The organism is Terrimonas alba (genome assembly GCF_042434975.1).
Taxonomy (GTDB): domain Bacteria; phylum Bacteroidota; class Bacteroidia; order Chitinophagales; family Chitinophagaceae; genus Terrimonas_B; species Terrimonas_B alba.
Genome location: NZ_JBHMQM010000009.1, coordinates 48,857 through 74,677, shown reverse-complemented (window position 1 = coordinate 74,677; position 25,821 = coordinate 48,857). Strand labels below are relative to the sequence as shown.

At 41.4% G+C, this 25,821-nt stretch carries 24 protein-coding genes; 17 read left to right on the top strand and 7 right to left on the bottom strand.

Annotated elements, in window-relative coordinates:
- Position 1 precedes the first annotated feature (1 nt).
- The 8 genes from ACFEL9_RS23230 to creD all read left to right on the top strand — a co-directional run bounded on the left by ACFEL9_RS23230 (position 2) and on the right by creD (position 5,791).
- Positions 2 to 301: a winged helix-turn-helix domain-containing protein gene (locus ACFEL9_RS23230; protein WP_276499982.1), complete on the top strand. Its 300-nt coding sequence runs from the start codon at positions 2 to 4 to the stop codon at positions 299 to 301.
- Between the two features lie 43 nt (positions 302 to 344).
- Complete coding sequence (locus ACFEL9_RS23225; RefSeq protein WP_385895037.1) at positions 345 to 830, top strand: hypothetical protein; 486 nt, start codon at positions 345 to 347, stop codon at positions 828 to 830.
- 94 nt (positions 831 to 924) lie between these two features.
- Complete coding sequence (locus ACFEL9_RS23220) at positions 925 to 1,308, top strand: hypothetical protein (protein ID WP_385895035.1); 384 nt, start codon at positions 925 to 927, stop codon at positions 1,306 to 1,308.
- 60 nt (positions 1,309 to 1,368) lie between these two features.
- A complete protein-coding gene (locus ACFEL9_RS23215) occupies positions 1,369 to 2,772 on the top strand; it encodes a B12-binding domain-containing radical SAM protein (protein WP_385895034.1) in 1,404 nt (467 codons plus the stop codon).
- A 440-nt stretch (positions 2,773 to 3,212) separates the two neighbouring features.
- A complete protein-coding gene (locus ACFEL9_RS23210) occupies positions 3,213 to 3,431 on the top strand; it encodes a hypothetical protein (RefSeq protein WP_385895032.1) in 219 nt (72 codons plus the stop codon).
- Positions 3,431 to 3,799 carry a diacylglycerol kinase family protein gene (locus tag ACFEL9_RS23205; protein WP_385895030.1) on the top strand — a complete coding sequence of 123 codons (369 nt, stop codon included), beginning with the start codon at positions 3,431 to 3,433 and terminating at the stop codon, positions 3,797 to 3,799. The genes ACFEL9_RS23210 and ACFEL9_RS23205 overlap by 1 nt, the downstream gene beginning before the upstream one ends.
- Before the next feature lies 1 nt (position 3,800).
- The gene (locus tag ACFEL9_RS23200; RefSeq protein WP_385895029.1) at positions 3,801 to 4,496 is read left to right on the top strand and encodes a DUF1361 domain-containing protein; all 696 of its coding nucleotides are present in this window, start codon (positions 3,801 to 3,803) and stop codon (positions 4,494 to 4,496) included.
- Positions 4,497 to 4,498: 2 nt separating this feature from the next.
- Complete coding sequence (gene creD / locus ACFEL9_RS23195; RefSeq protein WP_385895027.1) at positions 4,499 to 5,791, top strand: cell envelope integrity protein CreD; 1,293 nt, start codon at positions 4,499 to 4,501, stop codon at positions 5,789 to 5,791.
- 107 nt (positions 5,792 to 5,898) lie between these two features.
- On the opposite strand, the gene ACFEL9_RS23190 is transcribed toward creD, so the two are convergent.
- The gene (locus ACFEL9_RS23190; RefSeq protein ID WP_385895025.1) at positions 5,899 to 9,384 is read right to left on the bottom strand and encodes a hypothetical protein; all 3,486 of its coding nucleotides are present in this window, start codon (positions 9,382 to 9,384) and stop codon (positions 5,899 to 5,901) included.
- A 154-nt stretch (positions 9,385 to 9,538) separates the two neighbouring features.
- On the opposite strand from ACFEL9_RS23190, the gene ACFEL9_RS23185 reads away from it, so the two are divergent.
- On the top strand, positions 9,539 to 10,183 hold the full coding sequence (locus tag ACFEL9_RS23185; RefSeq protein WP_385895024.1) for an MBL fold metallo-hydrolase: 645 nt from the start codon (positions 9,539 to 9,541) through the stop codon (positions 10,181 to 10,183).
- A gap of 6 nt (positions 10,184 to 10,189) precedes the next feature.
- On the opposite strand, the gene rpiA is transcribed toward ACFEL9_RS23185, so the two are convergent.
- Together rpiA and ACFEL9_RS23175 are read right to left on the bottom strand one after the other, a co-directional pair.
- On the bottom strand, positions 10,190 to 10,873 hold the full coding sequence (gene rpiA / locus ACFEL9_RS23180) for a ribose-5-phosphate isomerase RpiA (protein ID WP_385895022.1): 684 nt from the start codon (positions 10,871 to 10,873) through the stop codon (positions 10,190 to 10,192).
- Positions 10,873 to 12,387 carry a lipopolysaccharide biosynthesis protein gene (locus tag ACFEL9_RS23175; RefSeq protein WP_385895020.1) on the bottom strand — a complete coding sequence of 505 codons (1,515 nt, stop codon included), beginning with the start codon at positions 12,385 to 12,387 and terminating at the stop codon, positions 10,873 to 10,875. The genes rpiA and ACFEL9_RS23175 overlap by 1 nt, the downstream gene beginning before the upstream one ends.
- Before the next feature lie 274 nt (positions 12,388 to 12,661).
- Here ACFEL9_RS23175 and ACFEL9_RS23170 point away from each other — a divergent pair, with 274 nt between their 5' ends.
- Positions 12,662 to 13,306: a hypothetical protein gene (locus tag ACFEL9_RS23170; RefSeq protein WP_385895019.1), complete on the top strand. Its 645-nt coding sequence runs from the start codon at positions 12,662 to 12,664 to the stop codon at positions 13,304 to 13,306.
- Between the two features lie 5 nt (positions 13,307 to 13,311).
- On the opposite strand, the gene ACFEL9_RS23165 is transcribed toward ACFEL9_RS23170, so the two are convergent.
- Together ACFEL9_RS23165 and arfB are read right to left on the bottom strand one after the other, a co-directional pair.
- Positions 13,312 to 14,355 carry a cytochrome-c peroxidase gene (locus ACFEL9_RS23165; RefSeq protein WP_385895017.1) on the bottom strand — a complete coding sequence of 348 codons (1,044 nt, stop codon included), beginning with the start codon at positions 14,353 to 14,355 and terminating at the stop codon, positions 13,312 to 13,314.
- 26 nt (positions 14,356 to 14,381) lie between these two features.
- Entirely contained in the window at positions 14,382 to 14,804 is a 423-nt protein-coding gene (gene arfB / locus ACFEL9_RS23160) for an alternative ribosome rescue aminoacyl-tRNA hydrolase ArfB (protein WP_385895015.1), read from the bottom strand.
- Positions 14,805 to 14,838: 34 nt separating this feature from the next.
- Here arfB and dtd point away from each other — a divergent pair, with 34 nt between their 5' ends.
- Entirely contained in the window at positions 14,839 to 15,291 is a 453-nt protein-coding gene (gene dtd, locus ACFEL9_RS23155) for a D-aminoacyl-tRNA deacylase (RefSeq protein WP_385895013.1), read from the top strand.
- A gap of 81 nt (positions 15,292 to 15,372) precedes the next feature.
- Positions 15,373 to 15,699: a GxxExxY protein gene (locus tag ACFEL9_RS23150; protein ID WP_385895012.1), complete on the top strand. Its 327-nt coding sequence runs from the start codon at positions 15,373 to 15,375 to the stop codon at positions 15,697 to 15,699.
- A gap of 40 nt (positions 15,700 to 15,739) precedes the next feature.
- On the opposite strand, the gene ACFEL9_RS23145 is transcribed toward ACFEL9_RS23150, so the two are convergent.
- Positions 15,740 to 16,057, bottom strand: a complete 318-nt coding sequence (locus ACFEL9_RS23145; RefSeq protein WP_385895010.1) for a DUF8694 domain-containing protein — start codon at positions 16,055 to 16,057, stop codon at positions 15,740 to 15,742.
- Between the two features lie 146 nt (positions 16,058 to 16,203).
- Here ACFEL9_RS23145 and ACFEL9_RS23140 point away from each other — a divergent pair, with 146 nt between their 5' ends.
- From ACFEL9_RS23140 to ACFEL9_RS23120, 5 genes are all read left to right on the top strand, one after another.
- Positions 16,204 to 16,548, top strand: coding sequence for a nucleotide pyrophosphohydrolase (locus ACFEL9_RS23140; protein ID WP_385895008.1), 345 nt, complete (start codon positions 16,204 to 16,206; stop codon positions 16,546 to 16,548).
- Positions 16,549 to 16,577: 29 nt separating this feature from the next.
- Positions 16,578 to 17,534: a YihY/virulence factor BrkB family protein gene (locus tag ACFEL9_RS23135; RefSeq protein WP_385895006.1), complete on the top strand. Its 957-nt coding sequence runs from the start codon at positions 16,578 to 16,580 to the stop codon at positions 17,532 to 17,534.
- Between the two features lie 46 nt (positions 17,535 to 17,580).
- A complete protein-coding gene (locus ACFEL9_RS23130; RefSeq protein WP_385895005.1) occupies positions 17,581 to 18,321 on the top strand; it encodes a DNA alkylation repair protein in 741 nt (246 codons plus the stop codon).
- 76 nt (positions 18,322 to 18,397) lie between these two features.
- The gene (locus ACFEL9_RS23125; RefSeq protein WP_385895004.1) at positions 18,398 to 19,888 is read left to right on the top strand and encodes a glycine--tRNA ligase; all 1,491 of its coding nucleotides are present in this window, start codon (positions 18,398 to 18,400) and stop codon (positions 19,886 to 19,888) included.
- A gap of 247 nt (positions 19,889 to 20,135) precedes the next feature.
- On the top strand, positions 20,136 to 20,345 hold the full coding sequence (locus ACFEL9_RS23120) for a hypothetical protein (protein WP_276500003.1): 210 nt from the start codon (positions 20,136 to 20,138) through the stop codon (positions 20,343 to 20,345).
- 72 nt (positions 20,346 to 20,417) lie between these two features.
- Here the strand turns inward: ACFEL9_RS23120 and ACFEL9_RS23115 are convergent, their stop codons facing one another.
- Positions 20,418 to 25,814, bottom strand: coding sequence for a S8 family serine peptidase (locus ACFEL9_RS23115; RefSeq protein WP_385895002.1), 5,397 nt, complete (start codon positions 25,812 to 25,814; stop codon positions 20,418 to 20,420).
- Positions 25,815 to 25,821 lie beyond the last annotated feature (7 nt).

Here is a 25,821-nt window from a genome sequence, read left to right as displayed (position 1 = left end):
TTTGAAAAATCCGATAACAGGACTAAATAAAGTGTTTGACAACCGCATCCGGTTAGGTGTGATGAGCATTCTTATGGTCAATGATGAAATCAGTTTTAATGACCTTAAGCAAATGCTGGAAGTAACCGATGGTAACCTGGCAACGCATTTGGTGAGCCTGGAGGAAAATGGGTATCTCAAGGTGCACAAGGGATTTATCGGTCGAAAGACGAATACAACTTATTCGGTTACAAAGAGTGGGGAAAAAGCTTTTACCGATCACATCACGGCATTAGAAAATATGATCAAGGGAGTAAAATAATTTTTTTTGTCTTTATACTTTGAAATACAAAGTGCTTTTTAAAATGAATAACAAACTAAAACAAATTCGCGGCTGGATCATCTTCTTTATGGTCAGCCTGTTTTTAAGCGGTCTGACTGCGATTCCTCTCGAAACGGAACTGCAATTTCTTTCCCGCTGCATATCATCCCAAACCCGCCTGGGTGCCTGGATAGAGAAAGTTTATTTGGCCATTGTCCATACAAACAGGCACTATCCTTTTTTGAGTTATGGGTATGATTGGCTGGCCTTTGCTCATTTCGTATTGGCAATTCTTTTTATCGGCCCGCTAAAGGATCCGGTAAAAAATAAATGGGTGGTTGAGTTCGCGATGATCGCCTGCCTGCTCATCATTCCGTATGGTTTTGTTGCAGGATACTTCCGCGGCATCCCCATTGGCTGGCGATTGATTGATTGTTCCTTCGGGGTAATCGGGCTGATACCCTTAAGTATCTGCCTCGCCAAAATAAAACAAGTGGAAAATTTCATTACACAAAATCAAGTTGTATGAAATGAGTCATAAAATTTTCGAGGTATAATATATCAATCACCGATGAATCCCGACTTGTCGGACCATGTGGCAAAAAAAAATAAAAAATATGCACATGAAACAGTATATAAAACAAAATGCAGTCACTGCTCTTTCCTTTTTGCTGGCTCTGCCTGCAGCGTATTTCATTACCATTTCAGTTTTGAAATACGAGTTGGGTATCAATTCCCCATTTGATTCAGTGGCTCCTTTCCTCGAGAGAATGGGGATCAAAGAAACATTAGGCTGGAACATCAATTTACTTATTCTCTTTGGGCCAATTGTCGCTTTTTTGTTAACGGTTTTCCAGGTATTGAAGATCGATTGGCAGTTTACCAAAGAAGAATTTCTTTTTCATTTTACGGTGATAAAAAAATGGTTTCCACTGCTGGTAATTGCTTTTAGTCTGAGTCTTTTGGCTGTCCTCACGCTTTATATGATTGGAGAAAACTGCTGGTAAGTGTTTTTTAATGACCAGGGAAATACATCTGATATGAAATGAGCCATAAAAATTTTGCGAATGAAAATTAAAATGATACTTCCGGCCTTAATGGAAGCAAAGAGCCCTTATTGGCGACCTATAAAGTATTCTTTGTTTCCTCCGCTTGGGTTGGCAACATTGGCTGCTTATTGTTCGCCTGATGATGAAGTTGAATTACAGGATGAGCATATTGAAGAAATAAACACAGATGATGATCTTGACATTGTAGTGATACAGGTTTATATAACAAATGCTTTTAGGGCATATGAATTAGCCGATCACTACCGAAAAAATGGAAAATATGTTTGCCTGGGTGGCCTGCATGTCAGTTCACTTCCTGAAGAAGCTTTATTGCACGCCGACTCTATTTTTATTGGCCCAGGCGAAGATACTTTTCCTCAATTCTTAAAAGATTTTAAAGCCGGGGTTGCGAAACAGATTTATAGAAATGGCATCCGTGATATTATTAACATACCTCCTATAAGGCGTGATCTTATAAAAAGAAATTTATACCTCGTACCTAATTCTATTGTGGTTTCAAGAGGTTGTCCCCATCATTGTGACTTCTGTTATAAGGATGCCTTTTTTGAGGGAGGAAAATCATTTTATACCCAAAGGGTTGATGAGGCCTTAAATGAAATCAACAGGCTGCCCGGTAAACATCTTTATTTTTTAGATGATCATTTACTGGGTAATCAAAAATTTTCTGCGGCTTTGTTTGAGGGGATGAGAGGTATGAACCGGGTATTCCAGGGTGCATCAACCGTCGACGCTATTTTAAGAGGTGATTTGATTGAAAAGGCTGCCGAAGCCGGGCTGCGGAGCGTCTTTATTGGTTTTGAAACGCTGAGTAATAGCAATCTTTCGCAGAGTAATAAGAAACAAAACATGGGCAAAGATTACAGGGAAGCAATTCAACGGCTTCACTCGCTGGGCATAATGATCAATGGCAGTTTTGTCTTTGGACTTGATGACGATGACAAAGATGTTTTTAAACGAACCGTTGATTGGGGTGTAAGGCAGGGACTTACTACATCAACCTACCATATTCTTACTCCTTATCCCGGAACAAGACTTTACCAATCCATGAAACAGCAAGGAAGGGTGTTGCATGATAACTGGAGTTTGTATGATACACGGCATGTTGTTTATAAAACAAAAGGCTTGTCTGCTGAAGAATTAAAAGCAGGTTATGACTGGGCATACCAATCTTTTTATAGCTGGTCAAACATATGGAAGGCAAGCTGGCAGCACGAAGAGTTTAAACACACTGTCAAACACTTTGCTTATGCCGGTGGCTGGAAAAAATTTGAACCCTTGTGGAATTTTATGATTAAAACAAGAGGCCTTAACAAGATGCTTCCTTTGCTCGAAGCCATTTTGTCAAAAGTGAAACCAGAGAACGAAACCATCAATAAATCTCCTTTTCCCGCAATCGCCTAAAATCAAATACACTTTTATGTTCAATCACATATTTAATACCTGGCTCTTATCAAATTTATTGCATCCAATATTCTTTATAACTTTTGGAATAATAAAAGCTGGATTTACTGGTCCTATCAATACGGAAATTTTTACACTTGCCGGATATGTTTTTTTAATGTCACTTTTTATATCAATTCCATGTTTGTTTCTTGGATGGTTTAGTGTAAAGCTGATTATCGGTTCAACTGCAATCAGTGATGATTTGAAATTTATAATATGGTTGTTTCTTGCGCCATTCCTTGCGTTTGTTGAATTTCTGATCCTTTTGATAATTCTTGACTCGTTCGAAAGCGATTTGTTATTGTACTCATTGCCTGGAACATTTGCTGCAGCATTCTCTGTCCTTATACGATATCCTCAATTCAATAAATTTATTTACACCGCCCAAATTGATAATCATGAAACAAATCTGGTTTAAAAGAGCCGGCTGGTTTTACCTGCCTATACATGCCATGGGAATGTTAATTACCCTGGGTGCAATCATCTTTATGCTTACGGTTTGCATCGCTATACTCAGAAATGGACATTCCGTAACTGATGATCTCTATAAAATGTTCGTCTACCCCACTTGCACAGCCTTTTGGTGGAAATGGATCGCCGATAAAACTTCAGCATGATGAAACAGGGAACAATTTCTTTCAGATCAAGACTGAACAGCTTTGGCTTTGCCGCCAGGGGAATACTAAAGTTTTTTCAACAGGAACCCAACGCATGGATCCACCTGGTGGCGACGATTGCCGTATTTACCAGTTCGGTTTACTTCGGCATCTCAGGGTTTGAGTTGCTTGCCCTGATCATTGTCACGGGCTTTGTATGGGTAGCTGAAATGTTTAATACCGTCATTGAACGGGTAATGGATTTTATTTCGCCGGCCTATCATACCCAGGTGGCCTTTATTAAGGACCTCGCAGCAGGAGCGGTGTTAGTATCCGCGATAATTGCTGCCATCACCGGTCTCATTGTATTTATTCCAAAATTCTTTTAACATGTTTCCAAAATATTTTTCAGCAAAGAAAACGTTGACAACATTGACAATACAGGATCTGCTGTTGATCTCCTGTGGCTTTAGTTGTTTACTGTTAATTGGAAGGGCGGCTGTAACAGGTCTTATTACGTATGCCTTCCTGTTGTGGAATCTATTTCTCGCTTTTGTTCCCTATGGTATCACCCAGTGGTTAAGCGGTCAATCCCCGCTGTGGAAAAGCAAACCAAAGCTGGTAATAATAATTCTCGGCTGGCTGGTTTTCATTCCTAACTCTTTTTATATTATCACTGATCTTTTTCATCTTGATACATTCGACTCAGCTCCAAAATGGTTTGACCTGCTGTTGTTATTCTCGTTTGCGTGGAATGGTTTACTGCTTGGGATTCTTTCTGTAAGAACACTGGAAAAAATTATTGAAGCTGCATGGGGAAGAGATTTTTCATCAACGATGCTGGTTGTTGTAATGTGGTTAAATGCTTTTGGCATTTATATCGGCCGGTATCTGCGCTTTAACTCATGGGATATAGTTGCGCAACCGTTTTCTTTATTCAGCGAAATGTTTGAAGTAATCTTTCATCCCATCAAAAATAGAATGGAATGGGGGATGATCACCGTATATGCAATCTTCTTGTTATTGCTCTATACAACCCTTAAAAAATTAAGCGAAAATTTTAATCAAAATCATAAATCAATTTAAACATGGACACTATTGTCGCCAATACTATTTGGCAAAAAAGTAAAGTACTCATTAAAGGGTTACCGATCGGTGGATTAATATTGCTTCTGCTGATACCTTCGTTCTTTGTACAGAATATAATCAGTGAAAGAGAAGCAAGACAGCAGGAGGCATTTAAGGAAGTAAGCAGCAAGTGGGCCGGCCGGCAAAACATCACCGGGCCTGTACTCGTGTTGCCGTATGCGGAAACAGTAACAGGAGACAAAGGCCAGACAACTGTTTTAAAAAAACTGGCTTATGTGTTGCCGGATAATTTGATCATTGAGTCGTCGGTAAAACCGGAAGAAAGGCATCGCGGTATCTTCCAGGTCATGCTTTATTCATCGCTGGTGAAGATGAGTGGTAAGTTTAATGTAGCTCCGCTGCAGCAATTGAAGATCGATCCTTCGGTAGTCTTGTGGAATGAAGCCTACATATGCATGGAACTGGGCGACAGTAAAGGATTAAAAGAAGAAATAAAACTCAGCTGGAATGATTCGGTGGTTACTTTAAATCCATCTGCTGTTAATAATGGTGTGATGAAGGAAGGTTTTGTGGCGCCTGTAGCCGTGGCGCCTGACAAAGAAATTCGTTTTTCTTCATCGATTGCTATCAACGGCTCCGAGCAATTATTATTTACACCCGTAGGAAAAGAGACAACTGTCAGGCTATCTTCCACCTGGCCTGATCCAAGTTTTACAGGCGGTCAATTACCGGACCATCAAATTACTGACAGTGGATTTGTCGCCACCTGGAAAAGCCTGGCGCATACCAGAACTTTCCCGCAAGCCTGGAAAGAAAATACTTACAATTTGCAAAATGCTTCATTTGGCGCCGACCTTTTTATCCCTGTAAACGGCTACCAGAAAACGATGCGATCGGTGAAGTATGCGATTCTTTGTATCCTGCTCACTTTTGCCGCTTTCTTCATCATTGAAACCGTCAATAAAAGATCGGTTCACCCTTTCCAGTATGGGTTAATTGGGTTGGCACTTATTCTTTTTTATACATTGTTGTTGTCTATTTCAGAATATACAGGTTTTAACACGGCATATATTATTGCCTCAGCAGCAACAGTAGGATTGATAGCCTGGTTTGTAAAAGGTCTGTTACAGTCAACAAAGCTCACTACGGTGTTGGGAGTGGTGCTGGTGCTGATGTATTCCTATATTTTCTCGATACTGCAATTGCAGGATTATTCCTTGTTGCTGGGAAGTATCGGATTGTTTCTTACCCTGGCGGTTATTATGCACTTTTCGAAAAAGATTCAATGGTAATAGATGAAGGTTGACTGTTGGTTTTTCGCTCATCCGCATCTTGTGGACACAAAAAATCCCTCCGTATTGGAGGGATTTTAATTATAAAAAATTCCGGGATTCTGAGTTTAGAAGTCAACACCCATTGCAAAATACCACATAGGTTTATTCCTGAAAAAACCATTCATTTCCCAGGCTGCATCTACCCTGATGAAATAACCGAGTAATGTACTCCTGGCTCCAAACCCATAACCACCGGCGAAAGGACCAATACCGCCGGCTTTTATCCTAACGGTAAAGGGATTATTGGGATCATTGGGATTGGAATACACACTTTGCGGCCGTTGAATATCTTTCACACTTCCGGCCCACGCTGTACCAATGTCAAAGAATTGTACGAGTTGAAAATTGCGCAGGAAAGCATTATTGATCGGCTTATTAAAAAAGGTGGAAAATACCGGAACCCTGATCTCGCTATTAACAACAACGGCGTTATTACCATTCGAAAGATTTTGTTTGAATCCACGAAGATTTACCGCCAGTGACTGGTAAGCATAATAATTGATATTATCATCGGGCCTGGGTTCAGGATTAAATTTAGGTGAGAACCAGTTGTCGACGCCACCGAGGTAATAAATGACTTTTTGATCACCAAAAGAAAAATCACCGCCGGCACGAACGGCCCAAATCAGGTTGCGATAGATAGGCAGGTAATGGCGGGCATCAAATCCTGCATTGAACATGAACTTGCCATCAGCATTCGACTTAGTGATCTCGGTAAACCAATCTGTAAATATTTTGTAACGTAAGCCATGCCAGATATTAGTAGCAGGGTTTATCGTATTGTCGTACACATATTCAAGGCTAAACTGGCCGTATGTTTTTTTATAATCCGGTACTTTAATCGTTTGAGAATTTGTTGCACTCATTACTACTCTTTCAAAGCGTGGGCCCAGGGTTGCCCTTAAACTCCTGATCCTGTCAAACGGATATTTTAATGTGGCCAGGTAGTAACTGGCAAATTGTTTGGCAGTGCCCGATACAGGTGAATTGTTATAAAGTAAGGTTGCAAAAATCTCGTTGCTGCTCCTGTAATACAAAGCTCCCCAGTCAAAACGCTTTCTCTGGTTTTGAAAAGAAAATAATACGTCATTGTCTCTTAGGTTTGGAGCAATACGGATACCGCCGGTAAATTTCACATCTTCCATGAGGTCAGATGTTCCCATACGTATAAGCCCATTAAAATCCCCTCCATTGGAAAGATATATAGGTCCGTTACCACCATTATACGTTTGAAACTTATTCACCGCTAAAACAGAGTTGTTAAAGCCGGTAACTGCATAATCAGCAAAGAATTTAGGCGGTCTGTATTCATACAATTTGGCTTTCCGGAGTATGGTTGGCTCTGTGATTTCTGTAGCTTCCACTACACGGCCAATCTGGGCGCTATCTTTTTTCTCATTGTCAAATTCACTTTGGAAAAAATCATCCTGTTTTGCTTCATCAGGTTTTTTACCCTCCTGTTGAGGAGACAGTTTGTTGCGGCTTCTTTTTTCCTCATCAATTACCTGCTTCATATACTCTGTAGGCCGGGCATTGATATTACGACGACGTAATGCATTCTCATCAACCTTCAACCGGTAAAGTAATTTTACATCACCCAGTTTTACCACTTCACTCACTTGCTGGTTATCACCGGCAGTTCTTGTTTCCAGCATACTGCTTTGATAATTGGTCAGCGGGAAAACATAAGATGAATCGTTGGTAAGAGAAACATAGCCGACGGAATCAATATCCGTCTTATCCCATTCTTTGAGCAGGCTATCCACTTCCGCCAAAGGAGGATTACGCAATACTTCATCACCGATAAAAACTAATGTATCCAACCCCGCTCTTTCAGTACGGAAAAATCCCGCATAGCGGTTATTGACGCCGTTCTCATCACTAATAAAAGTGAAGTGTGATGAGTTGTATTGAGACGGATACCGGGCATTACCATGGTTGAGAGCGGTGAGCTGTGAAATCTGTTTGAACTCTGATTTATTCCAGTTATCAACCAGGAAAATATTAAATCGTTTTCCCGGCAATGAGTCATCACTGGTTGCTGCTGTGGCAGAGGGACGATTGCTCGAGTAAATAATACCAGTCTTGTTGGGAAAGGCAACAAATGAAGGATCCAGGTCATCATACACATCGTTAGTGATCTGGTCAAAAGACTGGCTGTCTATTTTATAAACATAAATATCAGTTTGACCGCTTCGGATACCGCTAAAAATAAGTGTATTGGCATCCAGCATATACTTCATATCCTGGATCTGGTTAAACATGGGTAAATCCTGTTTCACCACCTTGATCCTGTTGATAACATCGTACACAAACATGTGAAGCTTGCCTTCCGAACTATAAACCACCGCCAGCCTGGTGCCTTTACCATCCCAGGCAAGAATGGGATAATTTGGATTTATTTCATCACCCTTCTGACGTACACCATATTTCAGCAGTACTTTTTTATTTACAAAATTTTCCATCAGTACTACTGAATATTTTCCCTGGTGAAATTCTACAACAGCATAAGTGAAACTTCTAGGGTTGGGATTGGCATTAAAACGGATAAAATCTTTTTTACCGATCACTTCACTTACTCCCAGCTGGCCCTTTGGCGCATTGCGTCGGCCGCGAATGTCTTTATAATATTGTTGTGGTACCTCCACCATAAAATCCTTGAGGACCTCTTTAAATTTTTTCTTGGTTATTTTTTGTGAAGCACTATTGAGATTTCGGTAGATGCGGCTCAGGTAAAAGAAATACGTGACTTTGTTTTTACCATATTTATCAGCAATGTATTTCCAAAATGAATGGCCGGCAAGATTTGGCTTTTCAAAAGCGAACTGGTAAAAGTTGGAGTATTTACCAGTCAGCATAATCGAACGAAGATCATCATCCAGCTTTGGCGACCAGTTTTCACCGGCATATTCGATATAGCCATCGGTTAGCCATTTTGGAAGGTCCAATAATGCCTGGTTAGCGGCAAATTCGCCCAGGTCATCGCCAAACAACTGATTTTCCACTAATACCTGTGCAAGCCCCTGGCGAATCTGGCGGCGCAGGTTATCATGATTGCCATCAAAATAAACCAACATTTTATTGTTCACCAGTTTGGTGATACCGCCGGTATTTTGCCAATCGATACCCAATCCAATGTTGGATTGCTGCATTTCATCAAAATTATTATAGGCTACGATATTGATGCGGCGTTGTAAGCCATATTCTACAAACTCTTCAATGCTGGGCAACTCTGTTTCGGCTATTTGGGCAACGTATTTACCAAGTCCCAGGCCATCCTGGCTGAAATAAGTATTAAAGTTTTCGGTTTGATAGTATTTCCATTTGAACTTTTGGTATTGAACCCGGTTTTTGCCAAACTCTACAGTATTGACCTGTGCATGGGTTATTGTTGAGGTAAGAATAAAAAGACAAGCGATCAGGCGTGATACTTTACTCATAAAATCTTTGCTGTTTCTTGTACTGATAAATCGTTGTTTTTTCATCGGGTGTTGCCAGCCGGCATAGTTGAATTCTGAATTATCTTCGCTGTGATTATTAACCTGTTCCAAATCACAAATTTACCGGATTCAGGTTCATATCTAAAAGTACGAATCGTATATGACAAAATTTTCATTTGGCTCGATAAGGAACATGAAAATTTTGGAACGGTAAATCCGGTGGCTGAGAGGGGAATGGATTTGGGAAATGAATTAAAAACTAGTCATGTTAAGCCTTAAAACATTTACATTTAATCCCGTCCAGGAAAATACCTATGTTCTGTATAACGAAAACAAGGAGTGCTGCATTATAGACCCGGGCTGTTATTTTTCGGCAGAGAAGGAGAAACTGAAAGCGGAGATCGAAAAAGCCGGGTTGCGGCCAGTTTTGCTTTTGAATACGCACTGTCACCTTGATCACATTTTTGGTAATAAGTTCGTGCATGAAACCTGGGGGCTCGTGCTGCATATTCATGAAAAAGAAAAACCTGTTTTGGACAGGGGACCCGAGTCAGGACTACGCTGGCAACTGCCATTTGAAAATTACCGGGGACCGCTGACTTATATAAAAGAAGGAACCAAAATTACATTAGGTGATGAAGAACTGGAGATACTATTTACCCCCGGCCATTCACCGGGCAGCGTTTCTTTCTATCATGAAGCCGGTGGTTTTGTAATCGGCGGGGATGTATTATTTAACGGCAGTATCGGCAGAACTGATTTGCCGGGCGGGGACTACGATACGTTGATCAATAGTATTCAAACAAAATTGTTCACTCTCCCCGACGAAACAAAGGTGTATTCAGGTCATGGAACGGTGACAACAGTTGGTTTTGAAAAGATGAACAACCCGTTTGTGAAACTGTATTAACGGCTCCTATTTTGTTTTGACTGCAATATTTCCATTGGCGTCGCCAATAATAACCGTATCGGCCATATTGACAAAAAGGCCTGTCTCTACAACGCCGGGAAGGAGATGTAAGGCTATATTGAGCGCAGCAGCATCATTGATCTTTTCAAAATGGCAATCCAGGATATAATGTCCATTATCAGTAACGTAAGGAACATTATTTTTTCCCCTCAACACGATATTGCTGCATCCCATCGCGGTGATTTTTTTCTTCACCTGCTTCCAGCCGATCGGCATTACTTCAACAGGTAATGGAAAGCGGCCCAGCTGATTCACCCATTTGCTTTCATCTGCAATGATGACCAGCTTGTCCGATGCTGCTGCCACCAACTTTTCCTGTAACAAAGCACCACCGCCACCTTTAATCATATTGGAAGAACGATCAATTTCGTCGGCGCCATCAATGGTGATTGCCAGGGTATCAATATCATTCAGTTCAACAATGTCAATCCCATGCTGCAGGGCCAGCGTTTTGGTAGAAGAAGAAGTAGGTACGATTTTTATTTCAAGACCTTGTTGAATACGATCAGCCAATTCCTTTATCAACCAAAGTACAGTAGATCCTGTTCCAAGGCCTATAATGGAATTGGCGGGAACAAGTCCGGCAGCATAGGCGCCTAATTTCTTTTTTATTTCTTCCTGTGTGAGCATCAGATTTTCATCACCAATTTACCGATAAAGGGTATTCTTTCCAGCTCTCTTCTTTCCACTTTGGCTACAAACAGTCCGAATAATACTAACAAGGTACTGGCCATAATAAGATTGAACCAATGATTGGGCCATAAACTTACGAGACCGCGGTGCAATGCATAGATGATCACCGTCAGAACGAGATAGGAAATGAGTTTTTTGCGGGCATAAGGAACCGGGTAATATTTTTGACCCAGCAGGTAACTGGTTATCATCATAAACAGGTAACAACAAAAAGTGGCAATAGCTGCTCCCAGATAATGATAACGTGGTATCAGCAAGATGTTTAAAACAATAGTGATCGCCGCGCCGCCAAAAGTAATGACAGCACCGGTCATGTTTTTATTGGTAAGCTTATACCAAATACTGAGGTTATAGTAAATGCCAAGAAAAACATTGCCGAGGGCAAGTAAGGGCACCACATTTAATCCCTCCACCCAGGCGGGTTTGTCGATTGCCTCGAAAAACCAGGCAAATACATCTATATAAAGGCTGATAAAAAGAAACATGCAACAGCAGGCGATCACAAAAAATTTCATGATGCGGGCATAGGTACGGGGCGCATTTTCGTCTTTGCTTTGGCTGAAAAAGAATGGTTCGGCAGCCATTCGGAAGGCCTGTATCATGATAGTGATCAGAACTGCCAGGCGGTAAATATTTCCAAAAATACCCAGCTCATGTTTGGCTTGTTCTTCCGGCAGGTCAACCACATGCTGGTAAATCAGCCGGCTCAGCATATCATTTACCATTCCGCCCATGCCAACAATTACCAGCGGGTAGGCATATTCCATCACTTTTTTCCAAAGAGAACCATCGAAGCGAAACTGTATTTGCGAAAATTCCTTTCTGAGAATAAGAAAGGTAAGTATGCTGCCGGCAAGATTACCCAGCAGGTAATAACCAATACCAATATTCTTATCATAAAACGTTCCTAAAAAACTATGCGGGTTGTTTTGAACATATTTTGGAATGATAGCGAGGAACAGGACAACGACCAGTATGTTTAAAAGTACACCGGCGAGGGTAGCAAATGCATAACGTTTTGGCCGGTTCTCCTGTCGCAACCTCGCAAAAGCCAGGGTGCTGATGGCGTCAAAAAAAATAATGGCCGCCATCCAGTTTACATATTCCGAATGTTCATCAAGATTGGCCCAGCCAGCAATGGAGTCCTTGAAGATGAATAATAGCGCCGTAAAGAAAAGGGTAGAACCTAACAGCGACAGGGATAAGGTGCTGTATAAATTCTTTTGCTCTTCATCGCGGGAAAAACGAAAATAAGCCGTTTCAAGGCCGTAGGTAAATAATACATTTAAAAACGGAATGATGGCATAGATCTGCGTAAGGTCAGCTGTTGTGGCGGGCTGGGCAAAAATGAGCGGTAAGGTCAGGTTCATAATATAACCAAGAAAACGCCTTGCTATAGTAGGAACGCCATACCATAATGTTTGCCCTGCCAGTTTTTTTATTCCACTCAAGAATCAGATTTTTGACAAAAGTAACTGGTCGTTGCACAAAAAACCAATATCTGTATCACTGTTGTTGTTTACTCCCTGCAACCATTTTTAGTTTCTTCTATCTTTGTAAAAAATAGTTAATATGATAAGCCGGCAAGGGTACTTGTTTTGAAAATTGTCGTACTATCGAAAAATAAAACACATGAAATAGGTTCATGCCATCCAACTGATATTGACAAACCTCTGAAAACAACCAAAACTCCACAGAACTTAACAATAGTAACAAAATAAACACATGAAAAGTCTTTTACTTATTACAAGCATTTGTATTAGTTCCTCCGTGACTGTATTTGCTCAATCTTATGAAAGCAGTATTGAGTATGGTAAAAAAAAGCAACAGGCAATTGCGATTGACTATGCCTATACGCAGGAAGCTGTCGAAAACGCAATCGTTCAAAAAATTGAAAAGATGGGTTTTAAGGCCAAAGAAGAGAAAGGAATGTTTAATAAGGATAAAGGTTTTATTGTATTCAAAAATGCGCTGATTCCCGAGATCAGTGATTCAAGGATGGATTATATTGTAAAAACAGATCGCAAAAGCAGGCGGGAAAAAGATGAAACGACCCTTTATATCATCATGCAAAAAGATGGCGAAAACGCCTTGTCTTCGATGGATGCCTACAGTGTCGGTAAAGCAAAAGGGTTTGTGAATGGTCTGACGCCGGAAATAGAGGAAGCCAGCCTGGAACTCCAGATAAAGGCCCAGGATAATGAGGTGGTAAAAGCAGAAAAGAAGTTCAAGGACTTGCAGGATGAAAAAGCCGATCTTGAAAAGAAATTGAAAAAAAATACCGAGGATATCGAAAAGCAGCAGAAATATATAGAAACACAGCGGTCAGCCCTGGATGGATTAAAGAGTAAAAGACGGACAGAGATATAGTTAATTCAGGGTTTGCTGAATCTATTATTGTTCAGGAGTGAGGAATCGGTCAGTGTTCTTAGAAAAAGTGCCAGGTTGATAGCTTCGGCATCAGTAAGCTGGATACCATTGGTCAATGAAACATCTAAAGTTGCACTCTGCTGGACACCGGTTCGGTAGTGGTTAATGCATTGCGCTAAGGTGTTGAAGCGTCCATCATGCATATAGTTAGAAGAAATATAAACATTTCGCAAGGTTGGGGTCTTGAATTTTAACGAATCGGCAGGCTTCTTAGTAATGCGCATCCTTCCGTAATCACTTAAAAAATTATCTACCGGCAAGCCAATATTCCGAAAGTAGTAGTCAGTAAATAAAGGTTCTTTATGACAGCTATTACAGTGGACCTGGAATAATTGATAGCCTTTTTCTTCCTCTGCAGAAAAGCTGGCTGTTCCTTTTTTATAGCGGTCATATTTTGAATTAGCTGAAACCATGCTGCCGGTAAATTGGGCCAGGGCTTTTAAAATAAATTCCGGCCTAATAAATTCCGAATGAAAAACCTGGCGGAATCGCTTCCTGTAATCAGCATCTTTTTGGAGTTTATCGATCACTCCATTAAATGTTTCCCCCATTTCAATATGCCCATTGATGGGTTGTGCAGCCTCATCATACAAAGAATTGAATTCTCCATCCCAGTGAAATTTATCCTGCCATGCCAGGTTGAATAAAACAGGTGCATTGCGCAACGTATGCGAATTGTTGACGCCATGGCTTCGGTCATGCTCATAGGTTCCGAAGGCAGCAATTTGCTGGTGACAGGATGAGCATGGGTGGGCGCCGTCTACCGAAAGCCGGCCATCGTAAAACAATTTGCGACCGAGCTCAAAGCCCTCTTTGGTCAATGGATTATCGGTAAATGTGTAAACCGGACTGGGAAAGCCTTGGGGAACTTCCTGGTCAAGTAGTGTCACATTGTTAGTGTTGTCATTTTTACGGCATGAACCCAAACTGTAAGAGAGTGCAACGACTGAAATACCGAGAAGCAGTATAGCCAGGAAAGTTTTTTTCACACTATCTTTTTAATAACTGGTATTAGTTAAAAATCACCCGACCTGAATTTTTTACGACCGGATTTAATTTCTGCCTGTCTTTTTTTAGAATCTATTCTTTTTTCTTTTGCTGCTTTACTGATTTTTGTTGCAATGCGAATTTTCTTTTTTATTAGCGCCGCATTGACCAGTTTATTGATTTTTTCAATGGCCTCTTCTTTATTGGCCAATTGGGTGCGATGAGTTTGTGCTTTGACTTGCAAATAGCCATCGCCGGTGATTCTGTTTGATAATTTATCTTTTAGTAAGATCTTTTGCTCGCCGGATAATATTTGCGAATCGTCAACTTTAAAGGAAGCAATCACTGCAGTCTCCACCTTATTTACATTTTGTCCGCCTTTGCCGCCGCTTCTTGTTGTTTGGAGCGTTATTTCTTTTGCCAGGTCGATCATACAATAGTCAATAGTCAATAGTCAATACATTTGCGAAAAGGATAAAGATACGATGAAAGCAGTCATTCAACGGGTTTCAAGGGCCAGCGTAACGGTCAATGGATCTGTTCATTCACATATAGGTTATGGTCTTCTTGTCTTATTGGGAATAGAAGATGCCGATACTGTTGAAGACATAGAATGGCTAAGCGGAAAAATTGTAAACCTTCGCATTTTTAATGATGAAAATGGGGTGATGAATATCTCACTGAAAGATATAAGCGGGGAGATATTATTGGTAAGCCAGTTTACATTGCATGCGAGTACGAAGAAAGGGAACCGTCCTTCCTATATTAAAGCCAGCAAGCCGGAAATTGCAATACCTCTGTATGAAGAAATGAAAAAGCAACTGTCGAAAGATCTGGGCAAACCCGTTGAGACCGGGGAATTTGGTGCTGATATGAAAGTGGAATTATTAAACGATGGACCTGTGACGATCGTAATTGATACTAAAAATAAAGAATAACTTCTGACACAAATTTTAGTGAATTACACGAAACATGACAGAGATTTTTTTAAAAGAAGAGTCTTATAAGATTGTAGGTGCTTGCATGGAAGTGCATCGCGAACTTGGAATGGGTTTAAAGAAATAGTTTACAAGGATGCTTTAGGAATAGAATTTACCGAACTTGAGATTCCCCATCAAAGAGAAAAGCCATTTACGATAGCCTATAAGGGAAAAATTTTGCCCCGAAAGTACTTTGCTGATTTTGTTGTATTTGATTCTATCATCCTCGAAGTAAAAGCGGCTCCAATTATCGTTAATCCCTTTGTTTATCAAACTATCAATTATTTAAAAGCTTCAGGAATTAAACCGGGTATTATCGTCAATTTTGGAGAAAAATCACTGACTTATAAGAGAGTTGTATTTTGAGATGCTTTCGTGTAATTCGTTTATAATTCGTGTTATTTATTTATTGCACACCAATCTTTTCCGAATAAGTATTCCCATCTTCTAGCTGTACACGGATAAAAAATATTTTTTCATTGACTGTTATGCGGAAGTTATATAATGCGGCATTAATATCCCTTTGTTCATGAACCCGGTTGCCGCCGGATGACCATACCATTACACTTTTAATTGTCCTGGAGCTTTTGATCGTTATTTGTTTGCCCGATGTGAGAATGCGGTAGGGCCTTGCGAAATTTTCAGTTGATTTAGCTGGTATCGCCGACCCTGAGGTTTGTGCTTGCGATCCCAAAGCAATACATACGATCGCCAAAAAAGCCATGCTCTTACAGAAAAAGGTTTGTATCATAGAACACTAACTAATGGGTTAGGAAATCAATTCTGTTCCCAGCAGGTACGGCTTGGTTTAGGGAGGTCTATAACGGCAACAATCATGCTATATTGCAAAAATTATCAAAAAATATTGTTATGACTATTCAAAATGCGCAGCAACAAGTCGATCAATGGATCAAAACAGTTGGCGTTCGTTACTTCAGCGAATTGACCAACATGGCCATCTTAACAGAGGAAGTAGGGGAGCTGGCCCGCATTATGGCCCGTCAATATGGTGATCAATCATTCAAGGATAGTGATAAGAACAGGAATATGGCCGATGAAATGGCTGATGTTTTATGGGTATTAATTTGCCTGGCTAATCAAACGGGTGTGGATCTGACTGAAGCGCTGCAAAAAAATTTTGAAAAGAAAAATATAAGAGATTTCGACCGGCATCAGCAAAATGAAAAACTAAAGGATGGGCCTAACCAGCAATAATTGGCATTATTTTTTTCGGATTATTGGGTATGCGACCGAAAATAATTTGGGGTAGCATTAAGCAGGCCTTTAGTGATTTTTTTGAGCATCGGGTCTTGAAATTAAGTGCTGCACTTGCCTACTATACTGTATTTTCCTTACCGGGCCTTATTATTATTGTGGTATGGGTAAGCGATATTTTTTGGGGTCATGAGGCGGTAGAAGGAACCATTTATGGCCAGATCACTAAGTTAGTGGGCCCAGATGCGGCTGTTCAAATACAGAATACCATTCGGAATGCCTCCCTATCAACGGAGGGAAGTTTTGCCACAATAATAGGGCTGTTGACCCTCATCATCGGAGCTACGAGTGTCTTTGGAGAAATCCAGGACTCGATCAATCTTATCTGGCGGGTGAAAGCCAAACCGAAGAAGGGCAGGGCCTGGTTGAAGCTGATCATTGACAGGCTACTTTCTTTCTCACTTATCATCTCACTTGGATTTTTATTGTTGGTTTCCCTTATTTTAAATGGCATTATGGATGCGTTGATTGGCAGATTGACCCGTGTGTTTCCTGAAACGCAGGTAATATTGGTGTACAGTTTAAACCTGGTTATTACTTATCTCATGACCTCTTTCCTGTTTGGTCTTATTTTTAAAGTATTACCCGATGCCCGCATCGAATGGAAGCATGTGCGGGCCGGTGCATTCGCGACGGCCTTGCTATTCATGGCAGGCAAGTTTTTAATTAGTTATTATCTGGGACATAGCCGCATGTCATCCGCTTATGGAGCTGCCGGTTCCATTATTGTTATTTTACTTTGGGTCTACTATTCTGCGATCATACTGTACTTCGGTGCTGCGTTTACAAGAGGCTACGCCATTTGCACCGGTTCACATATTTACCCCAGCAAATATGCGGTGTGGGTGGAGCAAGTGGAAATACAAACTAAAAAAGATATCCAGCAAACTTCGGCTGCTAATAGTACACAGACTAAAATAGAATGATCAAACAAAAGTATTCAAGACTTAGTTTTGTTGGTATAATATAGCTATGGAAACAGCTAATGGAATAACGCACTATTTTGGAAAAAACCTGGCGGAATTATTATCAGATAAAATCCTGACTGTCCTTAAGGAATTTGATAAGAGAAAATTTATCAGGGCAGTTGAAAAAGGGTTAGCGGACAAATCATTGGTTCAAAGAGTTGAATGGATCGCTGATAATTTACAGGTCCATTTACCGGCCGCCTACCCGGATGCCATCAATATACTTACAAAAATATTAGGGCCGGAAAACAAGCATGAGACAGGAATGTTTACCAACTTTTATTGGTTGATGCCCGTTGGCAAATTCGTAGAGAAATATGGTCTTGATCACTATGCCGTATCAATAGCCGCTATCGCGGAAATTACCAAACGCAATACCGGGGAATATGCCATTCGTCCGTATGTAAGAAAACATCCGGAGAAGACTGTCAGGCAAATGAAAGAATGGGCTGGATCAAAAAACTTTCACCTTAGAAGATTAGCTTCTGAGGGCTTGAGACCCAAATTGCCATGGGCTTCTAAACTAGAGATATTTATTGAACAACCACATCCTGTTTTTGACATTTTGGAAATATTAAAGGAGGATCCGGTGAGGTTTGTAAAAAAATCAGTTGCCAATCACCTTTCAGATTATATTAAAGTGAACCCCAAGGCAGTTTTACCACTTATCGGGAGATGGAAACGCTCAAGTAACGAGCATACACAATGGATCATACAAAAGGCCACCAGTAAGCTGGACAAATAATTGTTAGTTTTTGCCAGGCTTATAATTCCGCCCTGTCCTCCCTATCATTAAATCATAGTTCTTACTTTTGCGCCCTATGGCAAACGATTCGAAGCAAACCAGCCTGCCGGCTGGCAGGTTCCAGGCGATTATATCGCATTGTAAAGAGTACGGTTTTATTTTTCCCAGCAGTGAAATATATGATGGCTTGCAGGCCGTTTATGATTACGGTCAGTGGGGTAGTGAGTTGAAAAAAAATATCAAAGACTATTGGTGGAAAAGCATGACGCAGCTTCACGATAATATCGTGGGTATTGATGCTGCCATCTTCATGCATCCCACTACCTGGAAGGCTTCTGGTCATGTGGACAATTTCAATGACCCGATGATCGACAATAAGGATAGCAAAAAGCGTTACCGGGTAGATCATCTGATCGAAGCTCATGCGGAGCTGATGGAGAATGATGGCCGTCACGATGAAGCTAAGGCCCTGCTGGAGCAAATGGAGCGTTTGCTGGGAAAAGATGACTTTGAAGGATTGAAGAAGCTGATCACCGATCACAATATCAAATGCGTCGTTAGCGGCACCGCTAACTGGACGGACATTCGCCAGTTCAACCTGATGTTTTCAACGGAGTTCGGCGCTGTATCGGCTGAAGAAGGTGAAGAAAATTTAGTTTACCTCCGCCCTGAAACGGCGCAGGGGATATTTGTCAACTTTCTGAACGTGCAGAAAACAGGACGCATGAAAGTGCCGTTTGGTATTGCGCAAATTGGTAAAGCCTTTCGTAACGAGATAGTGGCCCGCCAGTTTGTTTTCCGCATGCGTGAGTTTGAACAAATGGAAATGCAATTTTTTGTTCGGCCCGGTACCGAAGGTGAGTGGTATAAATATTGGAAAGAAGCCAGGTTAAAATGGCATTTGAGCCTGGGCATTTCGCCTGATCAATATCGCTATCACGACCACGTGAAGTTGGCGCATTATGCAAAAGAAGCCTGTGATATCGAGTTTGAGTTTCCGATCGGTTTTAAAGAAGTAGAGGGTATTCACTCAAGAGGAGATTTTGACCTTAGCCAGCACCAGGAATACAGTAAGAAGAAACAAAATTATTTTGACAACGATATCGATCCAGCAACGGGAAAGCCCTATGGCAATTATATTCCCTATGTGATCGAAACTTCTATCGGACTCGACCGGATGTTCCTCCTGATCATGAGTAATGCGTACGAGGAACAGGACTTGGGTACTCCTGAAAAACCTGATAGCCGGGTCGTGTTGAAATTTCCTGCGAAGTTGGCTCCAATAAAAATGGCAGTGTTACCACTGACCAAAAAAGATGGCTTACCGGAAATAGCTGAAAAAATTATTGATGAGTGCCGGGCTTCTTTCCGTTGTTTTTACGAAGAAAAGGACTCTATTGGTAAACGTTACCGCCGGATGGATGCATTGGGTACGCCATTTTGTGTGACGGTGGATCATCAAACGAAGGAAGATAACACGGTCACTATTCGCCATCGGGATAGTATGGAACAGGAGCGGGTGCCGATAGATAAATTAAAAGAAATAGTATTACAGGCTATAGACTAAACCGCAGCCGTTTAAATTTTTTGGATGCGAGGCGACCTAAGTCGCCTCGCCTTGTTTAACGGGACAAAATCACATTTAAATGATTCAATTTATGAATGTGAAAAACAAATGCAGAAGGCGTTTAATGTTGATTTTCAGATAACTATACTTTAAGAATTGACCTTTTGAGCCTTTTTTAGCGACATCCCTTCCTTCTAAACGCCCCAAAATCCGTAATTTCAATCATTACTAATCAAAAAACAATATCATGTCTGAAGTAACACTTACGGCCTATAATGTAAAAACGAAGGAAAAAGGCGTTCCCATTCAAGACGCAGTAATTACCAAAACGGCGAAAGGCGCCTATATGGCCCAGGGTAATGATGGCAAGGGTAATAAACTTACCACTTTGCTGGGTGCGGAGAAGGCGTTGGCAGCCATACAAGCCGGTATAGCCAAAAAAGGATGGGAAGATTAAAATAAATTCAACGTATACAAAAAGGCCAGGTCTTTGGAAGACCTGGCCTTTTTGTATTGCATAGAGGGTAATTTATTGCTTCAATAACCTGAACGTATATTTCTTATCGCCAGCCGTTGCTTCAAGCAAGTACAAGCCTGAAGCATAGTTTGGCCCGGACAGGTCGATAGTTATTTTTTGCACAAAAGCGTTGGCCGTCATAGTTCGCTGCTGCACCAGTTTGCCGTTGATATCATGTAATTTGATATTGACCATCTCACCTTCATTTACCTGGTATACGAAATTGAACACACCCCCGGATGGGTTTGGATATACCTGCCATTTTATTTCATCATCAAATACAACTGCCCTGATTATTGAGTAACTGAATTTGCCATCAATATCTATCATCTTTAGACGATAGTAGCGTACACCCTGTTTATTATATTCTTCGTCTGTAAATTGATATTGTCGCTGGCTTGTACTGTTACCGGCGCTTATAACTTCTCCGATTTTGACAAAATGGTTTTGCCGGTATTCATCATTGCCTTTGGCTAGTTCAATTTCAAAACGGGCGGTATTTTCTTCCCAGGCCGTTACCCATTCTGCTATTACATTGTTCGAGGCATTCTTCTTTGCAGTAAAACTGACCAGTTCAACCGGCAAAGGTTGATCGTTAAAAGGCCCCCCGTTATTGAGCCAGAATTCAGAAAAGTTTTTCACTTTAAACTCAGCGTAATAGCCTTTATCAAAAGGAACTTTGGTAACCTTCGCGGGAGCAATAAATAGATAATTGGTACCCGTATTATCTCCCAGTGTTCCGTTTTCAAAAGCATCATCGGCATCACTATATTTTGTCACACCCAGGTCATAGGCGCTGGATGGTTTGCTACACATGGCACAACCAGTAGCGGCAATCTGAGCTTCTACTTCGGTATCTAAAAAATAAAACCGAACCAATGCCGAATCGGGACCGGGCAGGCTCACTGTTTGTGGTTTAATAGTGATGTTTCTGTTGTTGTAATATTGATTAGTATTGGTTCGCACAGCACCTGTATGGATATAAGTTTGTACATCCGTATTGCCGAGATTAATGCCATTGGGATTAACAGAAGCTAGTAGCTTTCCGCCAGAAAGGAAATGAACCCAATTACTGCCATTAACATTAGATTGCGTACTTACAGTGCTCGTATAAGGCGGGCCTTCGTAAATGCCATTTGGGTTATCATAAATATGGATGTCATCAATCGCTATACCTTCCCGGGTTACATAGGGATCAGAGTCCATCCCAAAACGAAGCTGTAGTGAGCCTGACCCTACTGGTAGCGGAATGGTTGCCACATGCCAGCGGGTGTAGTTCTGAATGCTCCAAACATGACTCCCGCTATAATCTTTATTATACCAGTTCGTACCCTGCGTAGTAGCTCCAAGTCTTGACCAGGTCTTTCCATCATTAGAATATTCTATATAAGCAGCGTCACACAAATCAGCACCACAATACTCCAGATCTAATGCTGCACTAAAACTTAAAGTTGGATTTGTCATTCCTGTCAGATCAAAGCAGGGAGAATAGAGATAAGATTTTTCCTGGTCATTATAGTTTCCGGTAAGATTGGTTTTCCAGGCTTTTGTACCACTAGCCGCTTTACTTATCATGGTTGACGAAGGAATTCCATATTGCCAGGATGAATTCGTGCCTTCAGCATGCCAGAATCCGTCGCTTATCTCAAAGTTTTCCAGGTAGGGAAAACTGGTAATTTCCGGGGAGTTATAAATAATTATCGTTGCGGTGTCATTGGCATGATAGGAATCGCTGGCTAATGCGCACCATACCTTTAGGGTATGAAATCCGGCCGTCGAAAGATTGGCAGTAGCGGTAAACATATAGGTAATAGTGGTATGCCCATTGATCGATGAAATGGATTCAGTAACTGTCGTGCCATTGTCGACTTTAAACGAAACAGGTATAGCCGGAATTAAAGCAGGAGAGCTATTCCTGATCTTTATTTTCACCGGAACAGTATTGTTTAAACCACAACTGGCGACTATTGGTGTGTCTATGCTTACCAATTCAATATCATTTATCACTTTATACAACGTGATGTCATCAAAAGTATAGCCGTCCGCAGTCTCGTTATCCGCCACTATTGATTGTCCGCCTTGTATCCATCGAGCCTGGAAACTTGAAGAAAAATTTTGCGAAGAGTCATTTAGTAAACCGCTTATGTCAATGCCAGAAACTTTTTTAAAAATACCCGGTGCTCCCTGGTTTACAAAAAGATCATAAGCTGGTATCCATGGCTTCTGATCGTCACCTCTTATCCATAATTTATTGGCGGCGTTGTAATCCTGACTATGATGTTTAAACATAAAATCAAGGCGGATATTGTCTGCCTGTGCATCATAACCCTGCAGGTTGAATGTGGCAGTAAGAGTGTCGGTAGTACCTCCTGCATTATACCGGTCAGCATCAAGTGTAAGAGCTTTTGAGCCTGAGTAAGCAATGCCTGTATTGACGAAAGTTCTCAACCTTCCATAAGTAGTTGAAGCGGTGAAATCATACCTGTCTAGCCCTTGCAGGCCAACCTGTGTGCTTGTATATGACTGAGCAGGCGCAGTTTCAATATCGTCCAGGAAAGGAGTTGCCAGGTCGATTTGTGGGTTATCCAGTTGTTTAATCGTTTTTGATAAAGTATCATTTTTTACAACCGGGTCACCTGGGTATGACACGCTAACTTTTAAATTGTATGAGCCAATGGCCGAGAAATCAACCGGTGTTGCAAAACTATAGCTAAATGTCCCGTCAGCAGGTATATTGGGAGCGACAATCGTTTCAATCACGGGCGGATTGTTTCCTATAGAATAGCTCACAGGAATATCGCCAGTTGTAGTCGCATCATCCAGGTTTTTGATGCGGATTGTGATAGTGGTATTATTTGAAAGTTCTGAAGAAGTATATTTTCTGCCCGATGAGGGAGAAATAATGCTTTCGACTTTTAGGTCATAGTCAGATACAGTACCACTGCAGTCTCCCGTATTCGGTTGACGTGAAACTGCCCAGGCCCGCCTACCCGGACTACCGTTTATCCTTGGCCTTACAGTAACCCAGTAAACAGAATCTTTTGAAAGTCCGCTAAAAGTATAAAATGTGTCGATGGTGGTGGCCATAGCAACCATTTCATCGTTTCTTAACATCATTACTTCATAGTCTGTTGCTCCGCTTATGGTCCTCCAGTTCATCGCAATATATCCTTCGCATTGGTTAGCGATGGATGCAAGTGTTATGACGGGTAAGGCCATAATGGTGAAAGGTTCACTGATGCTTTCTATCCCGGTGCCATTGTGAGTCAGCTTTACCCTGGCTTGGTTCGTAGGAGTGTTGGGGATTGCCCAACTTAATTCTCTTAGATTGGCTGCTATCGCATTGTTTATATTGACCCAGTTTGTACCGTTATCAAGTGAGTATTGTAAAGTAAAAGTATTGGCTGTATTGCCAAACGCATCCCATTGAACAACGATTGTACTTCCCGTTTGCAGGCGTTCTCCTCCTGCCGGGAAAGTTAAGGTGGCAGAAACAGGGATGGTATCGAACACCAAAAAATATTCATGTTGCGTGCCGGATGGGACTGTTGTTCCCTTTACTGAAAAAGTATAATTACCACTGGCTGGATTATCGATAATAACCTGTTCGATATTATTTACATGATCAGCTCCGGTGGTGGCCAGGTCACTCACATTGCCGGGAGACGAGTTTAATACCTGGGGCAGATGAATAGTGGCTGTAGGGTCGGCAACTTCCAGATCGAGGTCATTTACAAGTGCCGTTGCAGCCATTGATGCTGCCGCTGAGTCGTTCCAGTACAACATCACTTTAAGCTGAGCCAGCGAAGAACCTGCTGGAATAGTGATTAAATGCGTATTGGTGGCACCACTGTTTACTGAAGTATTGATATAATCGTTTTTTTCCAGCATGGTTACTGACCGTAACAGGTTCATCACACCAAACCCATAACGATAGTCAATACCGGCAGTTCCCAAATCTCTGGCTCCATTACAAAGCAGGGCTTTCATTAATCCGCTTTTAGGATACGCGTTTGAATGCAATTGACGATATCGCTGATAAAGCAATGCAAGCCCACCGGACACAGCGGGTGATGACATGCTTGTTCCGATACTACCGCCGTAGCTATTTGTTGGTACGCTTGAAGTCACTGATCCCCTTGCGACAATTTCCGGTTTGATTCTACCATCTTTAACCGGACCTTTGCTGGAATTAGCATATTCGGCGGTGCTCCCAACTGTAAGAGTATTTTTAGATGACTGGGGTCCGCCAAATACATTGGCGAACCCTGCAAGGTATGGACTACAGGTTTTACTTCCGCTATTACCTGCAGCAAATACATGTTGCAGGTTAGGCATTTGAAAAGTTTGTTGATCCAGAATTCTGGAATAAAGATCATACACACCTAGCGCCGCGCAGTCCCCGGAAGTTGCTGCATAGGAGTTGTTAGTAATAACCATTCCATAGTCTTGAACATAAGTAGGAGCATAGCCAACAATATTCAGAGTGTTTTGTAGAATGATAGTAGATTTTGGCGCAAAGCCAGTATACTGCTCCCTTACAATTCCTCCTCCACCAACTGTTCCGGTAACATGAACTCCATGTGCATCATTAGGGCCTGAACCGGTAGCAGGTGATTTATTAATGTACCTGCCTGCAAAATCAATATGTGTCAATGGGTTTATATAATCACCCACACCCACAACCACACCCTCTCCACGGAGATTGCGACCGCCGGGTAAGCTTGATTGCAAAACGTTTGCTTTTGCAACAGTAGTACTCCGTTCATTTAACAACTCCGGCTCTGGTGGAGCAAACTGAACATAGTCAAAGAAAGGTAATGCCGCCAGTTCCGAAACCCGATTGGTTGCAATTCTTAACGCTACAACATTGTAAGTCTTAAAATCTGCCGAAATTATTTCAAAGCCTTTTTCTTTTAATGCACTCCTGATTTCTTCATACGAAAAAGACTTAGGAAAATTGGCCCAAAGATCCACTGTGCCAGGAGCTTTTATAGCCCAGGAGGGAATTTCCCCCCGGGATAAGGCAGGTTCCATTTTCTGTGCTGCTGACGGTTCAATAATTGCCCTTGTTTTTGCTCTTTTGAGCGCATTGGATCTAAAAGAACCAGAAACGGTTGCCGTGTAAGCATTATTGGGGATATAATCTACGAGTTCAATCCCTTCTTCCAGCAATTGTCTTCTATCTTCAGCAGTGGGTATGCTTTCAAACTGGATAATGACAAGGGATTTTCCACCTGACCTAGATGCCCGTTGGCTAACCTGGCTGATTGTACTATCATCAAAATTTTTTGCGGGAGTAAATGAGCCACTTTTTAATAGCAGCCGGAATTTTTCACCATCCTGGGAAAATGATGTGAAGGAACCTATTAGCAAGCAGAAAAACAGCAGAGCCGGATTCAACCTCATAAACAGA